Below are 21,712 nucleotides of genomic sequence, written 5' to 3'. Positions count from 1 at the left end.
TCTTTCCGCGTGCCTCTGCGAAGCAATTCGCGTTCGCAGGCTATGCCCCTAGTTTCCGAAAGCGGCTGATGGTCAATAAGTTTGAGAACGTTGAGTACTGCGTGAAGCAGGCTGCATTCTATTTCGACGAGATGGCTAAGGAGAAAGAGGACTACGATCGGGTCAGCTACATGTTCAGTGCGTTCGCCTATGGGGGCCGGTGCATCTACTTCGCGGTAAAACACGCAGGCAAAGCGATTCCTAGTTTCGATACTTGGTTCGGCGCCCTCGACGCCAAGCTGAACTCTAGCGGCCTAGACAAGTTTTTCGTTGATGCTCGCAACACCGTTACCCACGAAGGTCACTCCCCAGTACTCTACGGCTCTACTGCGGGCGATATCGATGGCTTTGTGGAGCACTTTTTCCAAGTGGGGCACCCCAACCTGCCTAACCCGCCTGAAGATGGCGTGCTCGCCAGTAGCAAAGATTGGCTGGTCGAGTTGCTGTCCATGGTTTGGGAGTGCTACACCCTCGCTGGACCTGAAATAGACCCGCTGCAGTACGCGACCTACGCCGACTTTTGCAAGCTGGGGTACTCGCTTGACAAGTACTGCGAGGAGGCTGGTTGGCCCAACCTATGTGACCGCGAGGCAGAAGTGTCGAACGAGAATCGCTTTGACTGCGTTCGCGACTTCCTAAGAGGACTAGACAGCGAGAGAATGGTTGACGCAGTCTTTCAACGATTTCTCAACAAGCCCAGGCCTTACCTGACGTGATCTCGCTAGCCGCCATCCCACGGGATAAGGTCTAGGGCAGAGGGGACTTCTGGAATCACCGAGCATCGGCAGTTCACCGACAGCGGACCATCGCCCGGGTGAACCTGGCCGCTCGGGAAGGGATCACCCACCCGCACTAGTCCCTCGGCTTCGTTGGTGACGTGCCACGGGCGGACACGGTTATCGCCTACGGTAATCCAAGAGTGGTATAAGACTCCGGATTTCTTGTACGTCTCGTGCTGCCCGTCTTCGTAAGCAGCGTGTGCCTCTGTTTCTGCGATCCTGCCGGCAAAGCTTGTTGGGAACTTTTGTCGCTTGAGTTTGGCAATCGCTGCCCCGGCTGTAATGCCGCCCGCTAGGGCAAGTTCTTTGAGGGTGCGTTGGGTAGCTTCTACGGTTGCTTTGACGGCTTGGTGGGCTATCGCTTGGGCACGCTCAAGGATTTTGAGGTTTATCGCACCATTAGTTAGCCTGAATTTCAGCTTGAAGGCTTTCAGTACCTCGACTCGGGCACGTTTGCCCCGAAGTTTGCTAACTCTGGGGGCAGTCGCCTCAAAGCCCATCTGGTGGAGAGCTACAACTGCCCCCGCTTCGAACGCCACGCTAGAGGCTCGGTATAGCTCTCCCGCAATGCGTGCTTCGAATGTCGGATCAACCAGAATCGCAGGCAGACGCTCAAACGCGTCTGGTTCGTTCAGCAGATTTTGCCGTTCAAGTTCCGCTATGTAGTTGAACTGAAAGCCCAAGATCATTTGGGCGAGTTTCGCCTGTAGCTGCCGCTCGATAAGCGAGCGTGCCCCGTTCTCAGCCAGCCTGATTGCTTGCTCGCGTCGTGCGTCTGTGAGTGTTGCTGACATTACAAGCTCCGGGCGTTCGCCATTTTCCCGATTAGCTGCGAGATCGCTTGATCCCGGGGAATGGTCGGGCCTCTGTCGTCGTCACTGAGGATTTCTTGGGGGCGATTGTCGGCAATGACCTGATAGATTTTTTCCGGGCTCTTGGGCAGGATGCCCGTTGTGACTAGCAAGTGTTGCCGTGCTGTTGCTGACCTGCGAGCTTCGCCTAGGTACGCCTGCTTTGCCCGGTCGCTCTTGCTCGACTCAGCCAGTTGCCGGGCTTGCTGCTCTAGATCCGTCAGCCTCGCTAGCTCTTCGGTGAGTATGTTGAGGACGGGCTTTGAATACTGCTCGCTCGCCTCAGCTTCCACGGCCTTGCACTTACGCCAGACGGTAGAGGGATCTACTCCCTCTGCCTGGGCGATTTCCCTAACCGGCTTCCCTGCGAGTCTCGCCCGATAGATCCTGTGGTGCTGCTCGGTGAGCTTGCTTCCTTCGAAGTCCTTGGGCGGATCGCCTAACGCCTCAAGGGCGGTGACTACCGAGGGAACTGCCGGCGTTTCTGTTGTCGCTTCCATGGACTCACGCGAGTTGTGTTCGTTCGTTGGCGGGGCGTTGAGCAACCTGCGGTAACGCTCCCGAATCTTGCAGGACCTTGCAGCCGCAACTTGGGAATCCCGTTTCCGGGACTCCACTCGATTGGACAAATCACCCCACCGGTGGGCGGTTTGCACCAAACCTCACCCGGAAATTTATCCTGCCAACCCCGGAAGCATTTCACCCTATAAAACACGGTGTGAAACGCGATCCATTGATTGACAGCGATGAGAAAATGAGTATAACAGGGTATCACACCCCTTGACAAGTTTCTTCCTTGCGATCTCAGCAAAAAGCCGTTTCGAGCGATGGGCGAGAAGATTGACCGACGAAAGACCAAGCCCGCCGAGACCCGCCGCTACTACATCGAGAGCGGACTGGTAAGGAAAGCGGCGGAGCTTTACGCCAATCACTCGCAAGTCGAGATCGCTGAGATATTCACTGACCGAAAGTACAACAACGCAACCGGCTACGTCGGATGGAAGCAACCGACTATCAGCAAGCTTCTTAAGTTCGCCCGAGAGATGGGATTCTTAGAAGAGTAGGAGCAAGAAAAAAGCCCGGCGACTGTTGGAGCAGTCGCGGGGCTCGAAACCTGTTAGCAGCAGGTTCTACTACACACAAAAACCACCATTACCTTAGCGTCTTTGCGTGCCGACATGATACCAGGAACTGCCACGGCGGGCAATCTGTTTGACCGCGACTCGTACAACTTCAAGGAGTCCGGGGCCGTTGTCCTCTACTCTCGAACGAGCCCGGATCGCGGGTCGGTTCGACACTCACCCGATGCAACGATAGGCGAGATGCATCGGTGGGCGAGTTCGCACGGGTTGCAAGTTGCGGGCAAGTTCATTGATCGGGGCTGCGACGGCCGGCGTGTCGGCCCGAAACGAATCGGACTCAACAACGCTGTTGCAATGGCTGTCGCCATGCAATGCCCTGTTGTGGCGTGGCACGTTCATAGGCTCTGCCGGATGCCGCACAAGCTGCAACGTTTCGGCTGTGACTTCGTGACCTATCATCCGCTTACCATGCCCGAGGCTGAGGTTAATGAGCTAACGTGCCAACTCGTTTGCCGTGATCGAAAGCAAGCGGGCCAGCGAATCGGCAGACCGGGCCGGCGAGAGATCACCCCAGAGCTACGGGAGAAGGTGAAGTCGATGTATCGGCGGTGTAGTCTCGGTGACGTTGGCAAGATCTACGGTCTGCCAAAGTCGACGGTCTTCGATATCGTCCACTGCTGAAATCGTCCGGAAGTGTCTAGTCACTTAGTCCGGTTCCAGAACGTGACTAGTCAAGTACCGGTACTGGTGACTACCTTCCCTTAGAGAGAAGAAGAACTGAGAAGAGACAACGCTCAATAGCTACCTCTAGTAGTCCCTCATTGAGAGCTTAGAGATAGTACCTCTAAAAAATAAAAGGCTGCGATTCGGTTTTCTCGCCCTTCGGGCCCCGACTTTTTGATTTCACGGGTCGCTCCCCCCGACTTTTGGGGAAGCAATCAAAACCACTGAGTACTGTCCAATCGATTGGAAGCGGTCAACCGCAGAGAGCCTGCTGAAGAGTGCGTAGGAGTTTCACGCCGACGCGTCGAAGAACTGGGCACCAAGTCGCCGAGATTGGGCAATCCGCTGTTAGTTTAGTGACGGCCGCCGAACGTCTCTCCGCTCTGTTGCCGGCCGCCCGCGGGGAGTAGGCTCCAAACCGACGACAACGTCACAGCGCGGGCGTCGCCGGTCAACTGCAGCCGGTGGTTAGCTCCACTCAGTCGCAGTCTTGATAGCCACCTACGGCATTGCATTTTGGGCAACGGAAGACGTAAGCAGTTGGGGAACCGTCCTTGTCCAATGCGTTGAAGAATTGCTGCCATTCTGGCCCATCATTCAAGCCGGTCGAATCTTGAATCGCAGCAATGGCGTCAGGCCCAAGCGATTCCAACTCTTTGCGTCCCGCACGTCCCAAGAACTGGCCTGCGTCTTCGCAATGTGTCCACCATTGTTCTTGCTGCCATCCGGAGAACCCAGGGGTGCGGTAGGCGACTTCTTCGACCAGTTCTTCGGATACCTCATCCCACATGCCACCCCCACCGATACCGTTTTCGTCGGTGAAGCTCGCATCGAGTTTCTCGTGAGCCGAACCATCTGAGATGCACCACGGACATATACAACAGTCGTATTCCTCAATTGCATACACTGGGCCGGTATAAATGAAGCCTCTGGCCGTCCCACAGCAAACGCATTCTGCCTCGGATTCAACGACATTGCCCGTGGCGACGGGATCAGGGTGATAGCGGAAATTCGGTAGCGACACTTCGACCTCCCCGGTGGGGCTAACTTGGCTATAGGCTGGTCAGTGTACCAACTCGTATGCTGCGAGGTTTTCAGCCTAACGCTCATCGGGCTTGAAATCGCTGAGGTTGTCACAACCTCGGTCACAGTCGAGCCCCCCTAACCTGCACAGGTTTCATCGTCCTGTGCGGATACGAAGCTTGCTTTCCGGCTCCCAAGTGGTTCAAATCTGTGTCAGAAATGTATCAAATCTGTGTCAGTCAGCGGTTTTGGATCAGCGTAAGTAGAGGCAGAAAAAACGCTTAGCAAGACGGCGGATCGGAGCTTGTGATTCCGAAGGTCGGGGGTTCGAGACCCCTCAGCCACCCCTTTCTCCGCTAACGACACACGTCGTTTCTCCCGCCGGTTTTCAGGCGATTCGCACTCCCACCGGCCTGATCCGGCAGCCCTGTGCGACTCTGGCACCCCTGGCCCCTACTCTCGCCCACCAGTGGCGCCTGCGCCAGTCATTCCCCCTGTGGGTTGAGCGAGAGGTTGCAAGAATCAGGTAAAGTCTAGCTTCCTTCTTCAATTCATCGTTTCTTAATTGAATGCATGCGGCCAATCGTATAGGCTCAAGTGTGGAACGGAGAGCCGCACCTACCGCGTCCCCTCGCAAGCGACTCACCAACGCGACCCCCCATCCTTGATTTTCACCTGATCTGGCGTCTCGTCTTCGGCCCAAAGCCTCTCAGATTCCTTCACCACAAGGCCCACTTGAATCGGCCATAGGTAAGGCGCGATGGCCGTACAGATCAATCGATACAACTTAGAGGGCAGAGTCGATGGAAGAGAGCGGCGCAAGAAGCAAGCAGCAAGACGAGCATCCCATCGCGAGCTCTGATCTATTTGACCTCGCTGAGTGGGAACTCGTCTGCGCAGAGCTTTCGCTAAGCGAGCGGCAGGCCGACATCGTCGCACGGATAATCTCCGGCAAGAGCGATCAAGCGATCGCGCACGCGCTGGGCATCTCAACGCCCACTGTCCGCGCCCACCTGCACCGTGTTTTCGAATCTCTCAAGGTTAACGACCGAGTGTCGCTCCTCGTGCAGGTGTTTCGAACCCTGAGAAACCTAGACCGGGTTTAACGGCGCAAGGATTACGCGCCCACGTTCGCGGCCAGCGGTCGACGTGGCCTGGGTCCGCAAACCATCTCTGCTTCAGCAGGATTCTGCGATTGCTGCGCGCGGCGTATCGCTTCCTCGGCTTGGGTGTAAACAAAATGCTAATTGCTTGCCCAATCGATACGGTTTAGCGTGAGTTTGCGGCTCCAAGTGTTCCGCTCGAACTACCCAAGCCCGCGGGATTGGGCCGCGAGCGAGCGAGCCGCATGACGCGAAACACCCTCCCTACCTCCACAAGTAAAGCTCCTGTATCGCGGGACGAGCAGCCGCAGTTCCTCACACGCAAGGATGCGTGGCAACTGCAACGTGGCGATCTCATCGGTTGTCTTGTCGAAACCTACTCCGAAGCTCTTGGAGCACTGGGCGCCCTAAGTTGGCCCCGCGAAACCAGGGCCGCCGTGCAAGAACCGCGATCACTTCATCTACAGCTCACTTAAGATCACTTAGGACGCCTACACCATGCATCGCCGCACCTCTCGGTCGCTGTTCGCCAACCGCCCCGCTCGCCGTGCCGCCCGCGCCCGGACGAAAGCCGAACGCATCAGCCAGCGTTCGCAAGTCCGCGTGTATGCGATGCAGCGGAAGCGGGAGTCTCGGATCCAGCGGTGGCGCAAGGCGTTCCCGACGCGATTCGTACCGGTCAACATGACGCGTTTTTCAGCGCTGTGGGCAGCAGTGCTGAGTATGTTCTCCGACGCGCTAGCCCCCCCCACCTTCCGGCGCCGGGCGTCCGTCGGAGCGCGGCATCGGGTTGGCAGCATGCGGTTCTTCCAGCCACTGGAAGAGCGCGTCCCCCTTGCAGCTGACCTGGTGGTAGGGAACTTCACGTTCGCAGATGTCGCAACTGACACCGACCTCTCAGGCGACCTTACTACTGGCGACATTGTCAACGTCACCCACACGGATTCCAGCGCACCGGCGACTGCTGAGTATAACGTCGACACGTTCACCTCGATCGGCGCAGCCATCGCCGCTGCGGCAGCAGACGCCGTCGATAACAACGGCCTGACATTTGACCGAATCTTTGTCACCGACGGAACTTACGCAGAGAACATCTCGCTCGCTGGCTCGGCGAGCCTCGACGGTCTGCAGCTAATCGGTGACGGCTCGGCCGACACGATAATCTCTGCCAGTGGAACCATCGTTGACAGCGCTGCTGAAGACGTAGGAATCAGCGGCTTCACGCTCAGCGCCACCACTAGCGGCGCAACTTTCTTCGACGACAGCAGCCCGATGGAGTCCTTGGCCGTATCGACGACTGCCTACGAGATTGTTGTCCTCGAGGATACCCCGTTTACGCTTACGGTTGACGGATCGAATGTGACAAGCGTCACTGCCGGCGACACAAAGGGCACCGTCCAGGCAACCGGCCCCGCAATTACCTACACGCCTAACTCCGCAATTGAAGGCCCCGATACGGCCACCTTCTCGTTCACCACTACCAACGGCCTGTCGGGGACTGTCAAGGTCGCGATCGCACCTGTGAACGACGCGCCGACCTTTGCGCTGGCGGGTGACCAGTCGGCAGCGGAGGATTCTGGCCTGCAAGAAGTCGAGAACTTCTTGACCGGCTTCGACCCCATCGAAGCAGGGCAGAACCTGCTCACGACCACGGTTACCAACAACAATAACTCGCTCTTCTCGATGCAGCCCGCCATCGACGCCAGCGGGAAGCTGACCTACACCCCGGCGCTCGACGCCGTGGGCACGGCCACCGTGACGGTGACCGTGCAAGACGATGGCGGCACCGCAAACGGTGGCGTCGATTCGGCTTCGCTCACGTTTGAAATTGAAATCACCCCCGTCAACGACGCGCCAACCGAGGATATCAATCTCGGTAAGACCATTGACGAGGGCGGCTTCCGCTGGATCCGTTCAAGCGATCTTACGTATACCGACGCCGAAGACGATAGCACCCCCGAGAACATCGTCTACGAGATCACCAGCCTCTCGCCGGGTATCTCGCTCGAGTTGGTCGACGGCACCACCATCGGCCCCGCGGGCGGCGGATTTGACCAGACCTATTTCACTCAGCAAAACCTGAACAACGCCTCCGGCCTGCAGCGCGTGTTCGTGTACCACGACGGTCGGGAGGGGAATTCCGGCCTTTTCACGTTCATCGTCCGTGACAGCGGTGACGTTGACGGCTCCGACCCCTCGAGCCTGGAAAGCCCTGACGCGAACTCGACTACCAACGGCGAGTTCCTGCTTACCGTAACTCCGGTCAACGACGCCCCGGTACCCAAGGATGACTCCTTTGCCACCGACGAAGACACCACCGTCGGCGGCAACCTGCTCGCCGACAACGGCAATGGGATTGACTCTGATCCAGACGCCCCGGCCGATGGCGCCGAGTCCGACACCCTAACGGTCTCCGAGGTGGAGGGCGTCCCAATTGATGACGTCGCCAATCCCATGGGAACGCCCGTTGCCCTGGCTAGCGGCGCCACGCTGCTGGTGTGGGAGAACGGGGACTTCACCCTCGATCCCTCGACTTCCGCCAGTCTCAACACCTTGGCGGCTGGCGCCTCGGGCTCGATCACTTTCGACTACACCCTCAGCGACGGTATCGCCAGCAACACCGCCAGCGTAACGGTCGACGTCACCGGCGTGAACGACCCACTGTTCAAGGTCCGCAACCAGCCGCTCTCCGTCATCGAAGGCGGATCGGCCGTCATCACCAAAGCTCTGCACCTCGAATACAGCGACCCCGACATCGGCGACACGCTGACCTACACGGTTGACTCGATTCCGGCCGGCACGCTGACTCTGGCCGGAGTCGGCCCACTGGGCTTGATGGACACGTTCACTCAGGCCGACATCAACGCCGGCAAGCTCACTTACACCCACAATGGCGACGAGACCACCAGCGACTCATTCGTTTTCACGGTCACCGACGGCAGCGCAGCCAGTTTCACCGCAACGTTCAGCGTCTCGGTATCGCCGGTAAATGACAATCCTGAAGTCAGCGCGCCGACCGGCTTGGAAGTGGAAGAAGCCGTTGAGACGCCGCTTATTGGCATGGGCTTCGGCATCGTGGACCCCGATTCCGCCCCCGTCACTGTCACTTTTGCAGTCGGTAGTGGAACGATCGCGTTGTCAGGCACAAGCGCCCTGGTAGCCGATGCCGCCAGCACTCCGACGTCGTTGGTGCTCGTTGGATCGATTGGCGACATTGTTGCCGCCTGGGAATCAGGCGACGTGCTCTACACCAGCGCTGCCAACACACCAGCCGACACGCTGACAATCAGTGTCGATGACAACGACGGCGGGACCATCGCGACCGACGTGGCTACGATCGACATCAACGAAATCAACGACCCACCGGTGGTGGCGGGCCCGGCCTCGATCAGCGTCGACGAAGATGTCCAGACGCCGATTGCTGACGCCGCGTTCGTTGTCACCGACGCCGACACCGCCATCGTCACGCTGACCCTAGAAGTCGACTCCGGCGCCCTCAACGTCACTGGAACGCCGGCTGGCGTCACCGTCGACAGTGGCGATGGCACTGGCATGCTGGTGCTCTCCGGCTCTCCGACCGACCTGCAGGCGGCTCTGGTCGCGGGCGACATCTCGTACACCAGCGTTTTGAACGATGACACCGACGCAACCTTGACGCTCACCGTCTTCGACGGCGACAACACGGTCGACACTACGGTCGACATCTCAATTGATCCGGTGGACGACGCGCTGCAGCTATCCACCAATGACTTCACGATGGACGAGGAGTCCACGTTCACGCTGACGAGTGCGCAACTCTCAATCGTCGACCCGGACCGAGTGCCCGCGGATATTGAGATTGAGATCACATCGCTCCCGACTGACGCCTCGCTGCTGCTGAACGGCACCCCGCTCGGCTTGAACGATACGTTCACCTACCTGCAACTGCTAAGCGGCAACGTCGCCATCAAGGACGCGAGCCAGGGCGGCTCAACTTCATTCTCGTTTGATGTCGCGGACGGGGCCCTGCCCGACCAGAGCGGCACGATCAACGTCACGGTGACGCCGATCAATGACGCCCCAGAAGTCACCCCAGCCGGGCCTCTCATGGTGGCATACACCGAAGGAGACAACCCAGGCGTCCTGCTGGCAGGCGGCATCTCGCTCTCGGATGTCGACAACTTGCAGCTTGCCTCGGCGACCATCACCATCACCGACTTCCTAGCGGGCGACCTGCTGGAGGTCACCCCGACTGGCAGCGTCACAGTCGACGCCTCGGACGACGGCACGAGCGGAGTGCTGAAACTAATCGGTCCTGCCGACCTGGCCGACTTTGAAGCGACGATCGCTTCGATCACCTACCGCAGCACCTCGACCGACCCGACCGACAACATCAACATGCAGGCCTCCCGGTCGATCACCATCCAGGTCGATGATGGGGGGTCCAGCGACAGCGCCTCGAACGTGCTGCCCGTAACGGTTGACATCACACCGGTAAACGACGCGCCGGTGCTCGACACCGACGACATGATGCCGCCAGCGACGATCACCTACACAGAGAACGACCCGGCGGTCGCGCTGATCCCCAACATAACCGTTACCGACGGCGATGGCCCGTCGGTGATGATGGCCTACGCCACGGTCACCCTGACCGCCCCGACGCCGGGTGACGTGCTCAGCTTTGACGAGATGATGCTGCCGGCCGGCTTCACCGTTATGGACAACATCACGGACACCGGCACGGAAATCATCCTGACCGGCGCCGCCACGGCCGCCGAGTACCAGTCGTTCCTCAGCTCAGTCAAGTTCGAGAACACCACCGACGCCCCGAGCACCGCGCAACGGACGGTCGAATTCGTAGTCAACGATGGAATCGTGGACTCCGCCCCATTGTCGGTCATGATCGACGTGATCGCGGAGAACGATCCACTGGTGATTGAGGCGAACGAGGGGCTGAGCATCCTCGAAGGCTCCCACAACGCCGACGAGAACTACATCACGACATCGGTCCTCAACGTGACCGACGCCGACCCCGAGATCGACCCCGCCGACATTACGTACACGCTGGTTTCGATCAAGCGAGCCGACAACAGCAACGGCGATGATCTGGTCGAGATCCGAAACCGCATCGCCGGCACCCCGGTTGGAATCACCAGCTTCACCCAGCAGGACATTAACGACACCGACGCCAGCGGCCCGTCCAACCTGCACACCGGCATCCAGATCTACTCGCTGGGTGTGGACGCAACGCCGGGCAGCGATGTGGCGATCCTTGAGTTCGCCGTCACAAACGGCCAGGGCGACGACCTGATTCCGAACCTCACCTTTACGGTCAATATCGCCCGGGTGAACGACGCCCCGTCCGATGGCGATGGCCCTGGAACGGTCAGCGTCCCCGAAGAGGTCGACACCGTCGGCACTCCCGTGAGTATCACGGACTTTACCTACACCGATGAGGAAACCCCCGCCGACGAACTTACCATCATGATCACCGGTGTCACGCCCGACATCGGCGTGCTGTCGGTCAACGGCGTTCCGTTTACGGGATCTGCGCTCCCGATCACACAGGCTGAAATCGCCGACAATAAGCTGACCTTCACCCACAACGATCGCGGTGAGGGGACCGGCCCTGTCACAGTCACGTACGAGGTGATGGACGGCGAACTCGATGGCGGCGCCCTTGCGGCCACAAAGACTACCGGTCAGTCGTTCACGATCACCATCGATCCGCAAAACGACTCGCCGATCGCGACCGACAACGAGTACAGCGTGACTCAGTCGGGCACTGTTTCGGAGAACCTGCTGACGGATGACACGGGCGACGGAGTTGACGCCGACCCAGAAGGCGTCGGCTTTGTGATCACCGAGGCGAACGGCGCCGCCTTCGTCGATGGCGCCACAATCTCACTGACCTCGGGCGCCAACGTGACGCTCAACGCCGACGGCAGCTTCACCTACGACCCGGCCGGCGCGTTTGACTACCTCGACGACGGCGCCACCGCCACCGACTCCTTCACCTACCGGATCGAGGACACGTCCGCCGACAACCTGTCGCACCCGACGATCTCCCTCGCCACGGTCACGATCGCGATCACCGGCGAGAACGATGCACCGAACGTCGATCCCGACCAGGTGCTCCAATTCCCCGAAGGCGTCGCCCCAGTCAGTGTGGTTGGACTGGTCACCGCGACAGACCCCGACGATTCGGGCACGATCGTCGACTTCGATATTGTCGGCGGCGACGCAGGCTTCGAGATCGACAGTACCGGCCAGATCACGACCACTGCCGACTTCGACTTCGAGATGTCAGCCTCTCCGTACACGGTCTTGGTCAGCGCCAAAGATGACCAGGGCGACTGGGGCCCCGGCATTGAGGTGACGCTAAACCTGACGGATGTCAACGAGGCGCCGACCCTCATGGCTCCTGCCTCGATTAACACCCTATCTGAGGAAACCGCCGGCACGATCACCGGCATCACCGTCGGCGACCAGGACGCCGGCGACACCCTGACGCTTACCCTTGACGTGGACGCCGGCTCGCTGGCTGTCTCGGGAACGCCGACCGGGGTAACCGTCAGCGTCGGTGGGGCTACCCTGACCCTCACGGGTTCGGCAGCCGACCTGCAGGCCCTGCTTGACGCTAGCAACGGTTCCGTAGAGTACACCGGCAACATCGATGTTTTGATGGACATCCTGACGGTAGACCTGCAAGATGCCGCTGGCCTGACTGCGGCGACTGAGATGGTCGACCTTGTCCTTGCGAACGTCAACGACGCCCCGGTGGCGGACGCCGACCCGTATGAGATCACCGTGGACAAGGACAGCTCGTTCGTCCTGCACGTCCTCGAGTCCGCGATGCCGGCGTTCGGCGGGGAGGCGAATCTTTCCAGCGATGCCGATGGCGACACCATCAGCCTGACTGGCGTGTCAGCCACGGCCACTGGCGCCCTGGTGACCGCCGACATCGGCGACCTCGGTTCCGGCGGTGGTACGATTACCTACACGGCTAACGGCAGCACGGGTACCGACACCTTCCAGTACTTCCTGTCCGACGGAACTGCCACGACGGTTGTCACGGTCAACGTGACAGTTCAGGATCTCGAGCCGGTCGCCAACGACGACGACTTCATAGTGACCGAGGGCGACACCCTGGTCGAATTCGACGTGTTCGCGGACAACGGACACGGGCCAGATATTTCCGGCAAGACCGGCCAGCCTTCGTTCGTCGAGGTTGCTGGGGTGCCATTCACTCCCGGCATGGTGGTCATCCTGAGCGGTGGCACACTGACTCACGTCGCCGATGGCCTGTTCACCTACATAAGCGACGGCAACGCCGATCCCGAGATCCTAGCTGAGACCTTCACCTACACCATCACCGATGGCACCACGGCTGTCCCAGACAACATTTCGGACCCCGCGACTGTCACGATCAGTGTCACCGATGTCCCAGACATCGACCCGGTAATCTCTGGGTTCACTGTCGATAGCGGCACGCCCGGCACCGAGGATGTGCCGATGACGTTCACCGTCTCGGCGAGTGACGGGGACGCGATGGCCGACCTTGAGTACACTTGGAACTTCGGCGACGGCACCGTGTTCACCAGCGGCAACGCCACCGAGAGCCACACCTACTCGGATAAGGGCATCTACAACGTGACCGTCACGGTCTCGGACCGTGGAGACTCCGCGTCCGCTACTTTGGTCGGCGTAGAGGTGATTGACGTCACGCCGCCCGAAATCGCCTCGGTCCGCGTCGCCTCTCTCGACTGGAGCAGCAGCTTCATCGACGAGGTGGACGCCACCATGGGCCTGGGCTACTCAGTCGCTGACGGCGAAGCGTCGCTGCCCTGGGTCAACCTGGATGTCATCCACGTGACCTTCAGTGAGGAAGTCCAGAAAGTGGGCGGCGGCACGATCACCGCCGACGACATCCAGCTGATCGGGGTGAACTCGTCGCCCAGCATCGCTTCGTTCACGTACGACAACACTACCTTTACCGCGACGATCACGCTGTTCGATCCGATCGGAGCCGATAAGCTGCTGGTCTACGTCGACGGCGCAGACGTCCAAGACGACGCAGGAAACGCGGTCAACGACGGCGGGTCCGACAGCGACTCGCTGCAGGTCAACATCGTCCCGGGCGACGCCAACCGCAGCTCACAGGTTTCACCGACCGACCTGGGCTTCGCCAATGGCAAGAAGCTTCTGGCGGTGGGAGACGCGGGCTACTCGATCTACGCGGACGTGAACGGCTCGGGAACGGTGACCGGAACGGACGTCAACGACATCCGCCTGCGGCAGTTCAGCAGTCTGCCCACCGGTTCGCCAATGCCTCCGGCGCCCGCGCCAGCTGCGGCCCCGGCGCTCACGGCGTCGCCTATCTCCGACCCGATTAACTCGGAGGAGGTTGCTGGCCCGGCGGAAAACGAGGCACCAGCCCCCGTGCTGTTTGTGCTGTCGAGCAGCCTCCCGGCCGGCCCGGCAGCCGGACCTGCGGTGCTAGCAGAAGCGGAAGTTTCCGCCTATCAGGACCAGTCGTTGTTGCTGTACCTGGACGAGGTCGGATCCTCGGCCGGAGATGCTGAAACGGTAGCGATTGGAGAGGACACGGAGGAAAATGAGACGGAAGAAGAGCGGGACGAGGCAATCGGCCAGCTCTTCGGCTCAGCCTTCTAACGGTTCAGCCCTGGATAACGCGACTCAAGACTGTACATGACACCGGAGAGAAGGCTATGCGTTCCAGAATGATGCTCACGGCGGCGATTGCCGCCTTTACGGCGGCGGGGCCAGTGGCGGCCGAGGTCGGGTATGTGCTGCCGGAGGTTCATATCCCGATCAGCAACACCGATCCGATCACGGGGTCGTTCGATGTGAGGCTGTCGGTATCCGGAGCCGAGCTCGGCCTGCCGGCCAGCGCGTTCGCGGTGGAGTTCTCGGTCGACTCGACCGACGTGACACTGCTCGACGCCACCGGCCCGGCCAACGCTCTGTTCAACGACGGGGCGGTGCTGAACTTCTCGGACTCGGACCAGAAGATCCAGACCGCACAGGACCTCTACAGCTCCAACCCAGGCTCTGCCCCACTGGCTAATGAAAAGGGGCTCGTTACGGTCCCGTTCTCAATCGCGGCGCCATCAGTCGGAGAGTACTCGTTGTCGTTTGGTGGTCTTAACGAGTTGGCCGACGACCTCGGCTCGGCCTATACCCTTGACCTTTCGGACACAGGTTCGATCTCCGTCTTCCTGAGCGGCGACTTCAACCGCGACGGGTCGGTCGACGCGGCAGACTACACGGTCTGGCGCGATAACTTGGGCGGCAGCGGCGCGGCCTACGCAGGCGCCGACGGGGACGGGGACGGCAGCGTCGACTCGGACGATTACCTCGTCTGGCGAGACCAGTACGGCGCCTCGGTGGCGGCGCCAGGCGGTGTCGCCAACGCTGCCCCCGAAGCGACGGCCTTCTGCCTGGCGGGTCTCGCGGGGTGGTGGGGCGCCTTTCGACGGCGTCGGTAAGAGTCGGGATCGTTGACCCCAAGTTCGCGTTCGCAGGCCGACACATCTGCGAAGGTTGCCCGGGCGGACTAGGCTACCCGGTGGCTTCGATGGCCGCTTTCAGGTAGCCCATTGCGAAGGCCATGCCGGCGTGCCACGGGGCGTCGCAGCTCATCTGGGGGGCGTGGTCGGGGATGACCACGCCCTGGAAATCCGCGTTGCGCAGCGCCTGCAGCACGCGGCGAACGTCAACCTCGCCGTCGTCGATAAAGGTCTCGCGATAGTGTGGTGCCGCGCCTACGACGTTGCGGAGGTGAACGTAACCTATCCGCCCCTGCTCTGCGTAGCGGGCCGTTGCTGCGTAGACGTCCGCGTCCCGCATCTCGGCAATCGTGCCGACGCAGAACTCGAGCTGGTTCGCGGGGCTGCCGTTCAGATCGATTACCCGCTGGTATAGCTCCGGTCGCCAAACCAGCCGCGGCTGGCCCCGCACGGTTTCCAGCGGCGGATCGTCGGGGTGCAGCGCCAACCGCACGCCGCACTGCTCCGCCACTGGCAACACGTCATCCAAGAACCGACGCAGGCGGTCCCACAGCTCCTGGGGAGTGGCTGCGGCGGCGGCGCCAGCCGGGGCGTCTGGATCAACAACCATATTCCACGCCATGCCTTGTGGCATGGGCGTGTCGTACGGGCCATCCATCCCTACGGCAATTGCCTTTCCCCGGGCAAACGGACCAGTTACCCGTCCGCACACGCCGGCGATGCTGAAGTTGTAACCGAGGATCGGCACGCCCGCCTCGCCAAGCCGGCGGATGATAGTCCTGACGTTAGCGACGTGCTCGGCCCTGCGGGGGCCGTCGAGGAGAATGTCGTGCCAGTGCGCCGGGTCGAGGTTCTCGATCGCCTCGAGCGTGAGACCCTCGTCCGCTGCTTCGTCGCGTATGCGGACGATCTCTTCGACCGTCCAGAGCTGGCCGGGATCGCCAGCCCTACCCCAACCTCGGTCACCACCAGTGGGTTGATCGCCGGGCGGATTGTCGGAATCGCCACGGAAGTAGTCGACCAGGTGGGCCACCAGGTGCGTCGCCCCACACTGGCGAGCGAACCGGAAGTTGCTGCGGTCGAGTTGATGCCGGTACAGGCCCAGGCCGAGTTTCACAAGCGTGTCTCAATGAAGAGCAATGTAGGGATACCGCTTCCGTGAATCGTTTCATTAAACTCCGCCACTCACAAGGACAACGGTCCGCCAAACGCAATTGCAATACGCTTCTGCGTGATCGCCCTTGCGGGCCCGTCGCCGCCGCCAGCCGCGGATTCTGTGCAACCGGGATTTTAGGCAACGACGCGCCGTACGCAATTACACCACTCATTTGCGCGAATGCGACTTTCCTGCTTAGTCGCGACGGGACACCCTGCTAGTTGCTCCCAACCGCCGCGGTCCTCCGAGTTAGCTCACGGTGGGGGTCCCGACGATCTCATCCACGACCTACCCAGAACAGCGCACTGCCTTGCCGCACGTCTCCGAAGTCCGCGTCGCGTTGCTTGTCGAAACCGCCAGGGCGTTTGGGCGTGAGTTTCTCCGCGGGATCGCCCGCTACTCTCGCGAGCACGGCCCGTGGAGTTTCCACATCAGTCCTGGCGACTACGAACAGGTGGTGCCCAAGATGAAGCAGTGGGGCGGGACGGGCATTATCGCCCGCATCCCGAACGAACGGGTCGCCAGGCAGGTGTTAGCGGCGGGGGTGCCGACCATCGCGATCGGGCTGACCGACGAGCAGCTGGCCGAGGACAGCCCGCTCCACCTGCTCTCGGAAGTAAGCTCCGACCCGGCGGAGGTGTCGCGGATCGCAGCCGAGCACCTGCTTGAACGCCAGCTCAGGAACCTGGCCTACGTGGGTAGTTCCGATCGCGGCTGGTCATCCCGACGCGAGCTGGCGTACCGCGAGTTCCTCAACAAGGAGGGGATTGAACCATTCGTCTACCGCTCACCGACCCGCAAACGAGACCAACAATGGGAGCATGAACAAACGATCTTGGCGGAGTGGATCAAGAGTCTTCCCACGCCCGTGGGGCTGTTCGCGTGCGACGACGACCGCGGCCGCGAGGTGCTCGAGGCGTGCGCCCTCGCGGGCCGCCGGGTGCCGGAGGACGTGTCGGTCGTCGGCGTGGACAACGACGAGGTGTTCTGCGACCTGGCCGACCCGCCGCTATCGAGCGTGGCGCTCAACATCGAGACCGCCGGATACCGCGCCGCGGCGTTGCTCGACCAGATGATGTCAGGCCGCCGCACATCGTCGCAAGCGATCACCGTCGAGGCGTTGAACGTCGTGACGCGTCGCTCGAGCGAGATCATCGCGGTGGAAGACGAAGATATCTCATCAGCGCTAAGCATCATCCACAGCACGCAGGGGCGTGACGTCACCGTGAAGATGCTGGTCGACGAGTTGGCGATCTCACGCCGCAGCCTGGAGAAGCGGTTCCGGACCATCGTCGGGCGAAGCATCCTCGAGGAGATCCAGCGAGCGAGGCTGGAGCACTCCAAGCGGCTGCTGCTGAACACAAGCTACTCGGTTTCGCGCGTGTCGCGGCTCGCCGGTTTCGGTTCGGTCGGCTACTTCATCCAGTTCTTCAAGAAACGCGTCGGCATGACCCCGATCCAGTACCGGTCGAACCTCGCGCCCTGACCCCAGCCGGTTGCTAGCTTCGCTGCGCAATCGCAGCATGGTTTTACGGTATTAAGCCCGTAGACGCCTGCCGCACGGCGTAGAGATACTGGTTGTGTGCGGGCGGCGCGGGCCGCTTGTCTCCTTGTCAGCGTGTCACGGGTGCACCAAACGCGGAATTCGGGGCCCCAGCAGCGCGCCGTGTGTGGGCCGAGAGTTCGCAACTTCCTTCAATGCCAGACTCACCTCAATCCATCGTTTCCAAGCTGCCTGCTGAAAGCGGCGACGAGGCTCTGATCGGCGCGCCCTTCACGAGTTTCACACAGGGGCTGTTCGACCTAACGGGCGAGGTCGCCGCGGTGATTGGCGGCACCGGAGTCTTGGGCGGGCTGATGGCCGAGGCGCTCGCGTGCCACGGCGCGCGGGTCGTGATCCTCGGTCGCAGCGCCGAGCGTGGCGCCGCTCGCGCTAACCGTATCAACCGCAGCGGCGGCGTCGGCATGTTCCAGCCGGTGGATGCGTTGGACCAAGACTCCGTACGACGCGCGGTCGACTCCGTCCGCGACGAGCTCGGGGAGACTACCGTGCTCGTAAACGCGGCCGGCGGCAACCACCCCTCGGCGACGCTCCGCCCGGGCGACAGCGTGTGCAAGATTCCTATTGACGCCTGGCGCGAGGTGATTGATCTCAATCTGGTTGGCGGGGCTCTGCTTCCCTCGCTGGTGTTCGGCGAGGCGATGCTCTCGGCCGGACGCGGCAGCATCATCAACATCGCTTCGATGGCGGGGCTCAACCCGGTGTCGCGGGTAGGCGCCTACTCGGCCGCGAAGTCGGCGGTGATCAACCTGACCAAGTACCTGGCGCTGGAGTGGGCGACCCGCGGGGTCCGAGTGAACGCGATCAGCCCCGGCTTCTTCCCGGCGGAACAGAACCGCAAACTGCTGTACCACGAGGACGGGACGCTGACCGAGCGGAGCGCGAAGATCATCGGTCACACGCCGATGGCCCGCTTTGGCGCCGCCGAGGAATTGGCTGGCGCGGTGATCTGGCTTGCCTCGCCAAAGGCGTCGTCCTTCGTGACCGGCCACAACCTGGTGGTGGACGGCGGGTTCTCGGTCGCAACGATCTAGCCCGGCGTAGGGGCGACAACTCGTGACGCCAACTCGCGGCGTCGCCTAGAGGACGCTATTCCGCCCGGGTGCTCTCCGGCGGTCCCAGGGTGCTCGGGGGAATCTCGCGCGTTCTCACCACGAGCTTCTGCAGCACGAGCCCGCTGTCGATACGCCAGAACCGCAGGGTGTGGGCGCCTTGGCCGGCCTCGATCGGCGGCGTCGACGCGATGTGGATCGAGTTCCGTACCCGCTCGCGCCAGGGGTTGGGGTTGTGCTCGTTAGTGCTTCGGTCGGCGTGCATGTCGACAACGACTGGCTTGCCGTCGTCGATCGAAACCGCGAAGCGGATGCCGTGGTCGTCGGCGCCGTAGAAGTCGTGTGTCGGAGAAAGGTAGGCGTCGACGGTCACGGGACCAGCGCTGGTCAGCCAGATCGGATAGCTGAGGCATGCCCCTTCGCCCGGCACCGACGGTGCGGCGGTCACCGGCGTCGGCATCATTGCAGATCCGGTTCTTCCATGGTCAGGCAGTTCGACCCACCCGACGCCGTCCGCTGACGAGGAGCTGGCGAAGCTGGGCGCCTCGATCGACACGTAGCCGTTCCGCTCCACGAATCCCACCGCGGCCGCGGACGCCGCACCGTTGTTCGAGTGCGCCGCACCAGCGGCCTCCGTGGCGGGCCTGGAATCCGGGTCGACCCGGCGAACGTCTGGCATCCTTTGTCGGCGGGGCTCCTGCCAGCTTGTGTAGCCGATATGGGTCTGGGACATCATGTGATTCCACTTGCCGCCCTCCAGCGCGTGGTAGCGGTCGGTGAGCTGCTGGTCGATCGCGTAGAACGCCTCTGCCGCATCGGCGTACTCGTTGGCTGCCGGGTCGCCATCTTCGGCGAGGGCGTGGTTCATTGCGACGGCGAAGTACAGCTCGTGCAGATTGCCCATCGCGAGCACCGGGTGGAGCACCAGCTGGTAGTACGCCGCCTGTTGATCGCTCGACGCCTGCTGGGCGATCTTCTGAGCACGGTTCATAAGCTGTTTCCACTCGGCCACGACGCGGCCCCACTCATCGTGACTGCCTAGGCTGTAGCTGTTGGCGTCAAGCAGCTCGGGCTTGCGGCGGGCTGCAAGCTTGGCGTAGCGCTTGAGCACTTCCGCAATTGGACCGGCGAGCTCATCACCGAACTGCTCTCGTGCCCAGTCGATGCGCCACTGATCGATACGCTCGCCGATTCCCTTGGCGGGGAACCGGTCCGGGTCGTAGGCCATGGTAAGAAAAAAGTCGATCGGTTCTTCCATCGGCTTGAGGTCGCCCACATTGACGACCCAAATCTGGTCGACCCCGTGCTTCCAAGTGAGGTGCATCTGCTCCCAGACCCGCGGCAGGCTGTTGGTGTTGAGCCACTTGTAATTCCTAGGGTCGCCAACGTAGTCGAAGTGGTAGTACATCCCGTACCCACCCGGGTGCCGCGGCGCTTCTGGGCTGGGGAGCCGCCGGACGTTCCCCCAGTTGTCGTCGCAGAGCAGCAGGATCACGTCATCGGGCGCACGCATGCCGCGGTCGTAGTACTCCTGGACTTCCTTGTAGAGCGCCCACACCTGCGGCTGGTCGGTGACGGGACGCCCGAGCTCTTCGGCGAGGATCTCACGCTGATCACGAACGATCCGCTCGAGCAGCGCGATGTTGGCGCCCTCGGTCATCGGCTCATCGCCGTCCCCGCGCATGCCTAGGGTGACAACGCTCTCTTTGTTTCCCATCCGCCGCACGCCGGCGCGCCAGAAATCGCGGAGAGTTTCGGCATTTCGGTCGTAGTCCCAGGGGCCCTTGCCGTAGCGAGACCACTCCGCGTGGGCCCGCTGCATCGGCTCGTGGTGAGAGGTGCTGAGCACCACGCCCAGCTCGTCTGCGAGGCGCTGGCTGGCCGGGTCGTCGTCGAACAGCGAGCGGCCCCACATGGCAGGCCACAGAAAGTTGCCTCGAAGCCGCAGGATCAGCTCGAACACATGCGCGTAGAACTCTGAATTGCAACCGCCGAATCGCTCGTTCGACCAGTTGGCCAGCGCTGGCGCCTCGTCGTTGAGGAAGATGCCCCGGTAGCGGACCTTCGGTGGATCGCGGACCTGTGGCTCCGACGCTACCGAGACGTCGCTCCGATGCTGGACCGGCACGTCCGCCCACCAGTACCATGGTGACACGCCGATCTCGCGTGAGAGGTCCAACATGCCGTAGATCGCCCCGCGCTTGTCGCTCCCGGCGATCAGCAGCACGTCCCCTGCAGCGGCCGTCACAGAGGCCTCACGTTTTCCTTCCACGGCCGAAACATCAATTCCCCGAGCCTTGATCAGGTCGCCAAGCTCTCCCCCGGCCCCAATAACGCCCACCAGGATCCCGCCGCCAGCAGGCCGACCGGGCTTGACCTCGGGCCGCAGTCCACTGACGCGTTGCATGTCGTCGGCCAACCAGCCGGCGACGCGACGCAGGCCGGGCGATGCCTGGGAATCGACAAAGATGTCAACGGGCCTGCCGTCGGCGATGAGCTGAAATTCGGCGTGCGAGGTTCGCACGACTGTGAGCAGTAGCGCAAGCAGGATTAGCGGACGGTGCGGCATCAGTACCTCAATGGGGACGAGACGAAGCTCTGGCACGCGACGATTATGCTATCCCAGACTCGCCGACTCAAATGCGCAATTCGATGGCACAAATGCGGGGCGCGAAACGAGAGGCCCGAGCACAGTTTATCTTACAGGCTTCTACGGTCAGTTCCCCTGCGCTGCCCCCCGAATCTCCGTAGACGGCGGCGCCCTCGACCTTCGGCAAACTTCCGCATCTCAACAACGGACTCGCCAACCAAGCGGTCACGCTTGGGCGATA

The 21,712-nt window shown here is 61.7% G+C and carries 13 protein-coding genes; 8 read left to right on the top strand and 5 right to left on the bottom strand.

Annotated features, from left to right (window positions below; translation table 11 throughout):
- Positions 1–68 precede the first annotated feature (68 nt).
- The gene (locus tag KOR34_RS22105) at positions 69–755 is read left to right on the top strand and encodes a hypothetical protein (protein WP_146568298.1); all 687 of its coding nucleotides are present in this window, start codon (positions 69–71) and stop codon (positions 753–755) included.
- Between the two features lie 5 nt (positions 756–760).
- Here the strand turns inward: KOR34_RS22105 and KOR34_RS22100 are convergent, their stop codons facing one another.
- Together KOR34_RS22100 and KOR34_RS22095 are read right to left on the bottom strand one after the other, a co-directional pair.
- Positions 761–1,612 carry a phage minor head protein gene (locus KOR34_RS22100; RefSeq protein ID WP_146568297.1) on the bottom strand — a complete coding sequence of 284 codons (852 nt, stop codon included), beginning with the start codon at positions 1,610–1,612 and terminating at the stop codon, positions 761–763.
- The gene (locus KOR34_RS22095; RefSeq protein ID WP_146568296.1) at positions 1,612–2,169 is read right to left on the bottom strand and encodes a helix-turn-helix domain-containing protein; all 558 of its coding nucleotides are present in this window, start codon (positions 2,167–2,169) and stop codon (positions 1,612–1,614) included. Before KOR34_RS22095 ends, KOR34_RS22100 begins: the two co-directional genes overlap by 1 nt.
- 327 nt (positions 2,170–2,496) lie before the next feature.
- On the opposite strand from KOR34_RS22095, the gene KOR34_RS22090 reads away from it, so the two are divergent.
- Positions 2,497–2,733: a hypothetical protein gene (locus tag KOR34_RS22090; protein ID WP_146568295.1), complete on the top strand. Its 237-nt coding sequence runs from the start codon at positions 2,497–2,499 to the stop codon at positions 2,731–2,733.
- 114 nt (positions 2,734–2,847) lie between these two features.
- Positions 2,848–3,432 (top strand): recombinase family protein, encoded by a 585-nt coding sequence (locus KOR34_RS27595; protein WP_390620804.1) that lies wholly within the window; start codon positions 2,848–2,850, stop codon positions 3,430–3,432.
- Between the two features lie 520 nt (positions 3,433–3,952).
- On the opposite strand, the gene KOR34_RS22080 is transcribed toward KOR34_RS27595, so the two are convergent.
- Positions 3,953–4,498 carry a CbrC family protein gene (locus KOR34_RS22080; RefSeq protein WP_146568293.1) on the bottom strand — a complete coding sequence of 182 codons (546 nt, stop codon included), beginning with the start codon at positions 4,496–4,498 and terminating at the stop codon, positions 3,953–3,955.
- Between the two features lie 802 nt (positions 4,499–5,300).
- On the opposite strand from KOR34_RS22080, the gene KOR34_RS22075 reads away from it, so the two are divergent.
- The 3 genes from KOR34_RS22075 (at position 5,301) to KOR34_RS22065 (ending at position 15,091) form a co-directional block, all read left to right on the top strand.
- On the top strand, positions 5,301–5,603 hold the full coding sequence (locus tag KOR34_RS22075; RefSeq protein ID WP_146568292.1) for a response regulator transcription factor: 303 nt from the start codon (positions 5,301–5,303) through the stop codon (positions 5,601–5,603).
- A gap of 495 nt (positions 5,604–6,098) precedes the next feature.
- Positions 6,099–14,255, top strand: a complete 8,157-nt coding sequence (locus KOR34_RS22070; protein WP_146568291.1) for a cadherin-like domain-containing protein — start codon at positions 6,099–6,101, stop codon at positions 14,253–14,255.
- 56 nt (positions 14,256–14,311) lie between these two features.
- A complete protein-coding gene (locus KOR34_RS22065; protein WP_146568290.1) occupies positions 14,312–15,091 on the top strand; it encodes a dockerin type I domain-containing protein in 780 nt (259 codons plus the stop codon).
- A 73-nt stretch (positions 15,092–15,164) separates the two neighbouring features.
- On the opposite strand, the gene KOR34_RS22060 is transcribed toward KOR34_RS22065, so the two are convergent.
- The gene (locus tag KOR34_RS22060) at positions 15,165–16,229 is read right to left on the bottom strand and encodes a mannonate dehydratase (RefSeq protein ID WP_146568289.1); all 1,065 of its coding nucleotides are present in this window, start codon (positions 16,227–16,229) and stop codon (positions 15,165–15,167) included.
- A gap of 349 nt (positions 16,230–16,578) precedes the next feature.
- Between KOR34_RS22060 and KOR34_RS22055 the strand changes: the two genes are divergently transcribed.
- Positions 16,579–17,754, top strand: a complete 1,176-nt coding sequence (locus tag KOR34_RS22055; protein ID WP_146568288.1) for a XylR family transcriptional regulator — start codon at positions 16,579–16,581, stop codon at positions 17,752–17,754.
- Positions 17,755–17,966: 212 nt separating this feature from the next.
- Entirely contained in the window at positions 17,967–18,863 is an 897-nt protein-coding gene (locus KOR34_RS22050; protein ID WP_146568287.1) for an SDR family oxidoreductase, read from the top strand.
- Positions 18,864–18,918: 55 nt separating this feature from the next.
- Here the strand turns inward: KOR34_RS22050 and KOR34_RS22045 are convergent, their stop codons facing one another.
- Entirely contained in the window at positions 18,919–21,450 is a 2,532-nt protein-coding gene (locus tag KOR34_RS22045) for a glycosyl hydrolase 115 family protein (RefSeq protein ID WP_146568286.1), read from the bottom strand.
- Between the last annotated feature and the right edge of the window lie 262 nt (positions 21,451–21,712).

Source organism: Posidoniimonas corsicana (assembly GCF_007859765.1).
Lineage (GTDB): Bacteria > Planctomycetota > Planctomycetia > Pirellulales > Lacipirellulaceae > Posidoniimonas > Posidoniimonas corsicana.
This window is presented reverse-complemented; position numbering and strand designations above follow the sequence as displayed.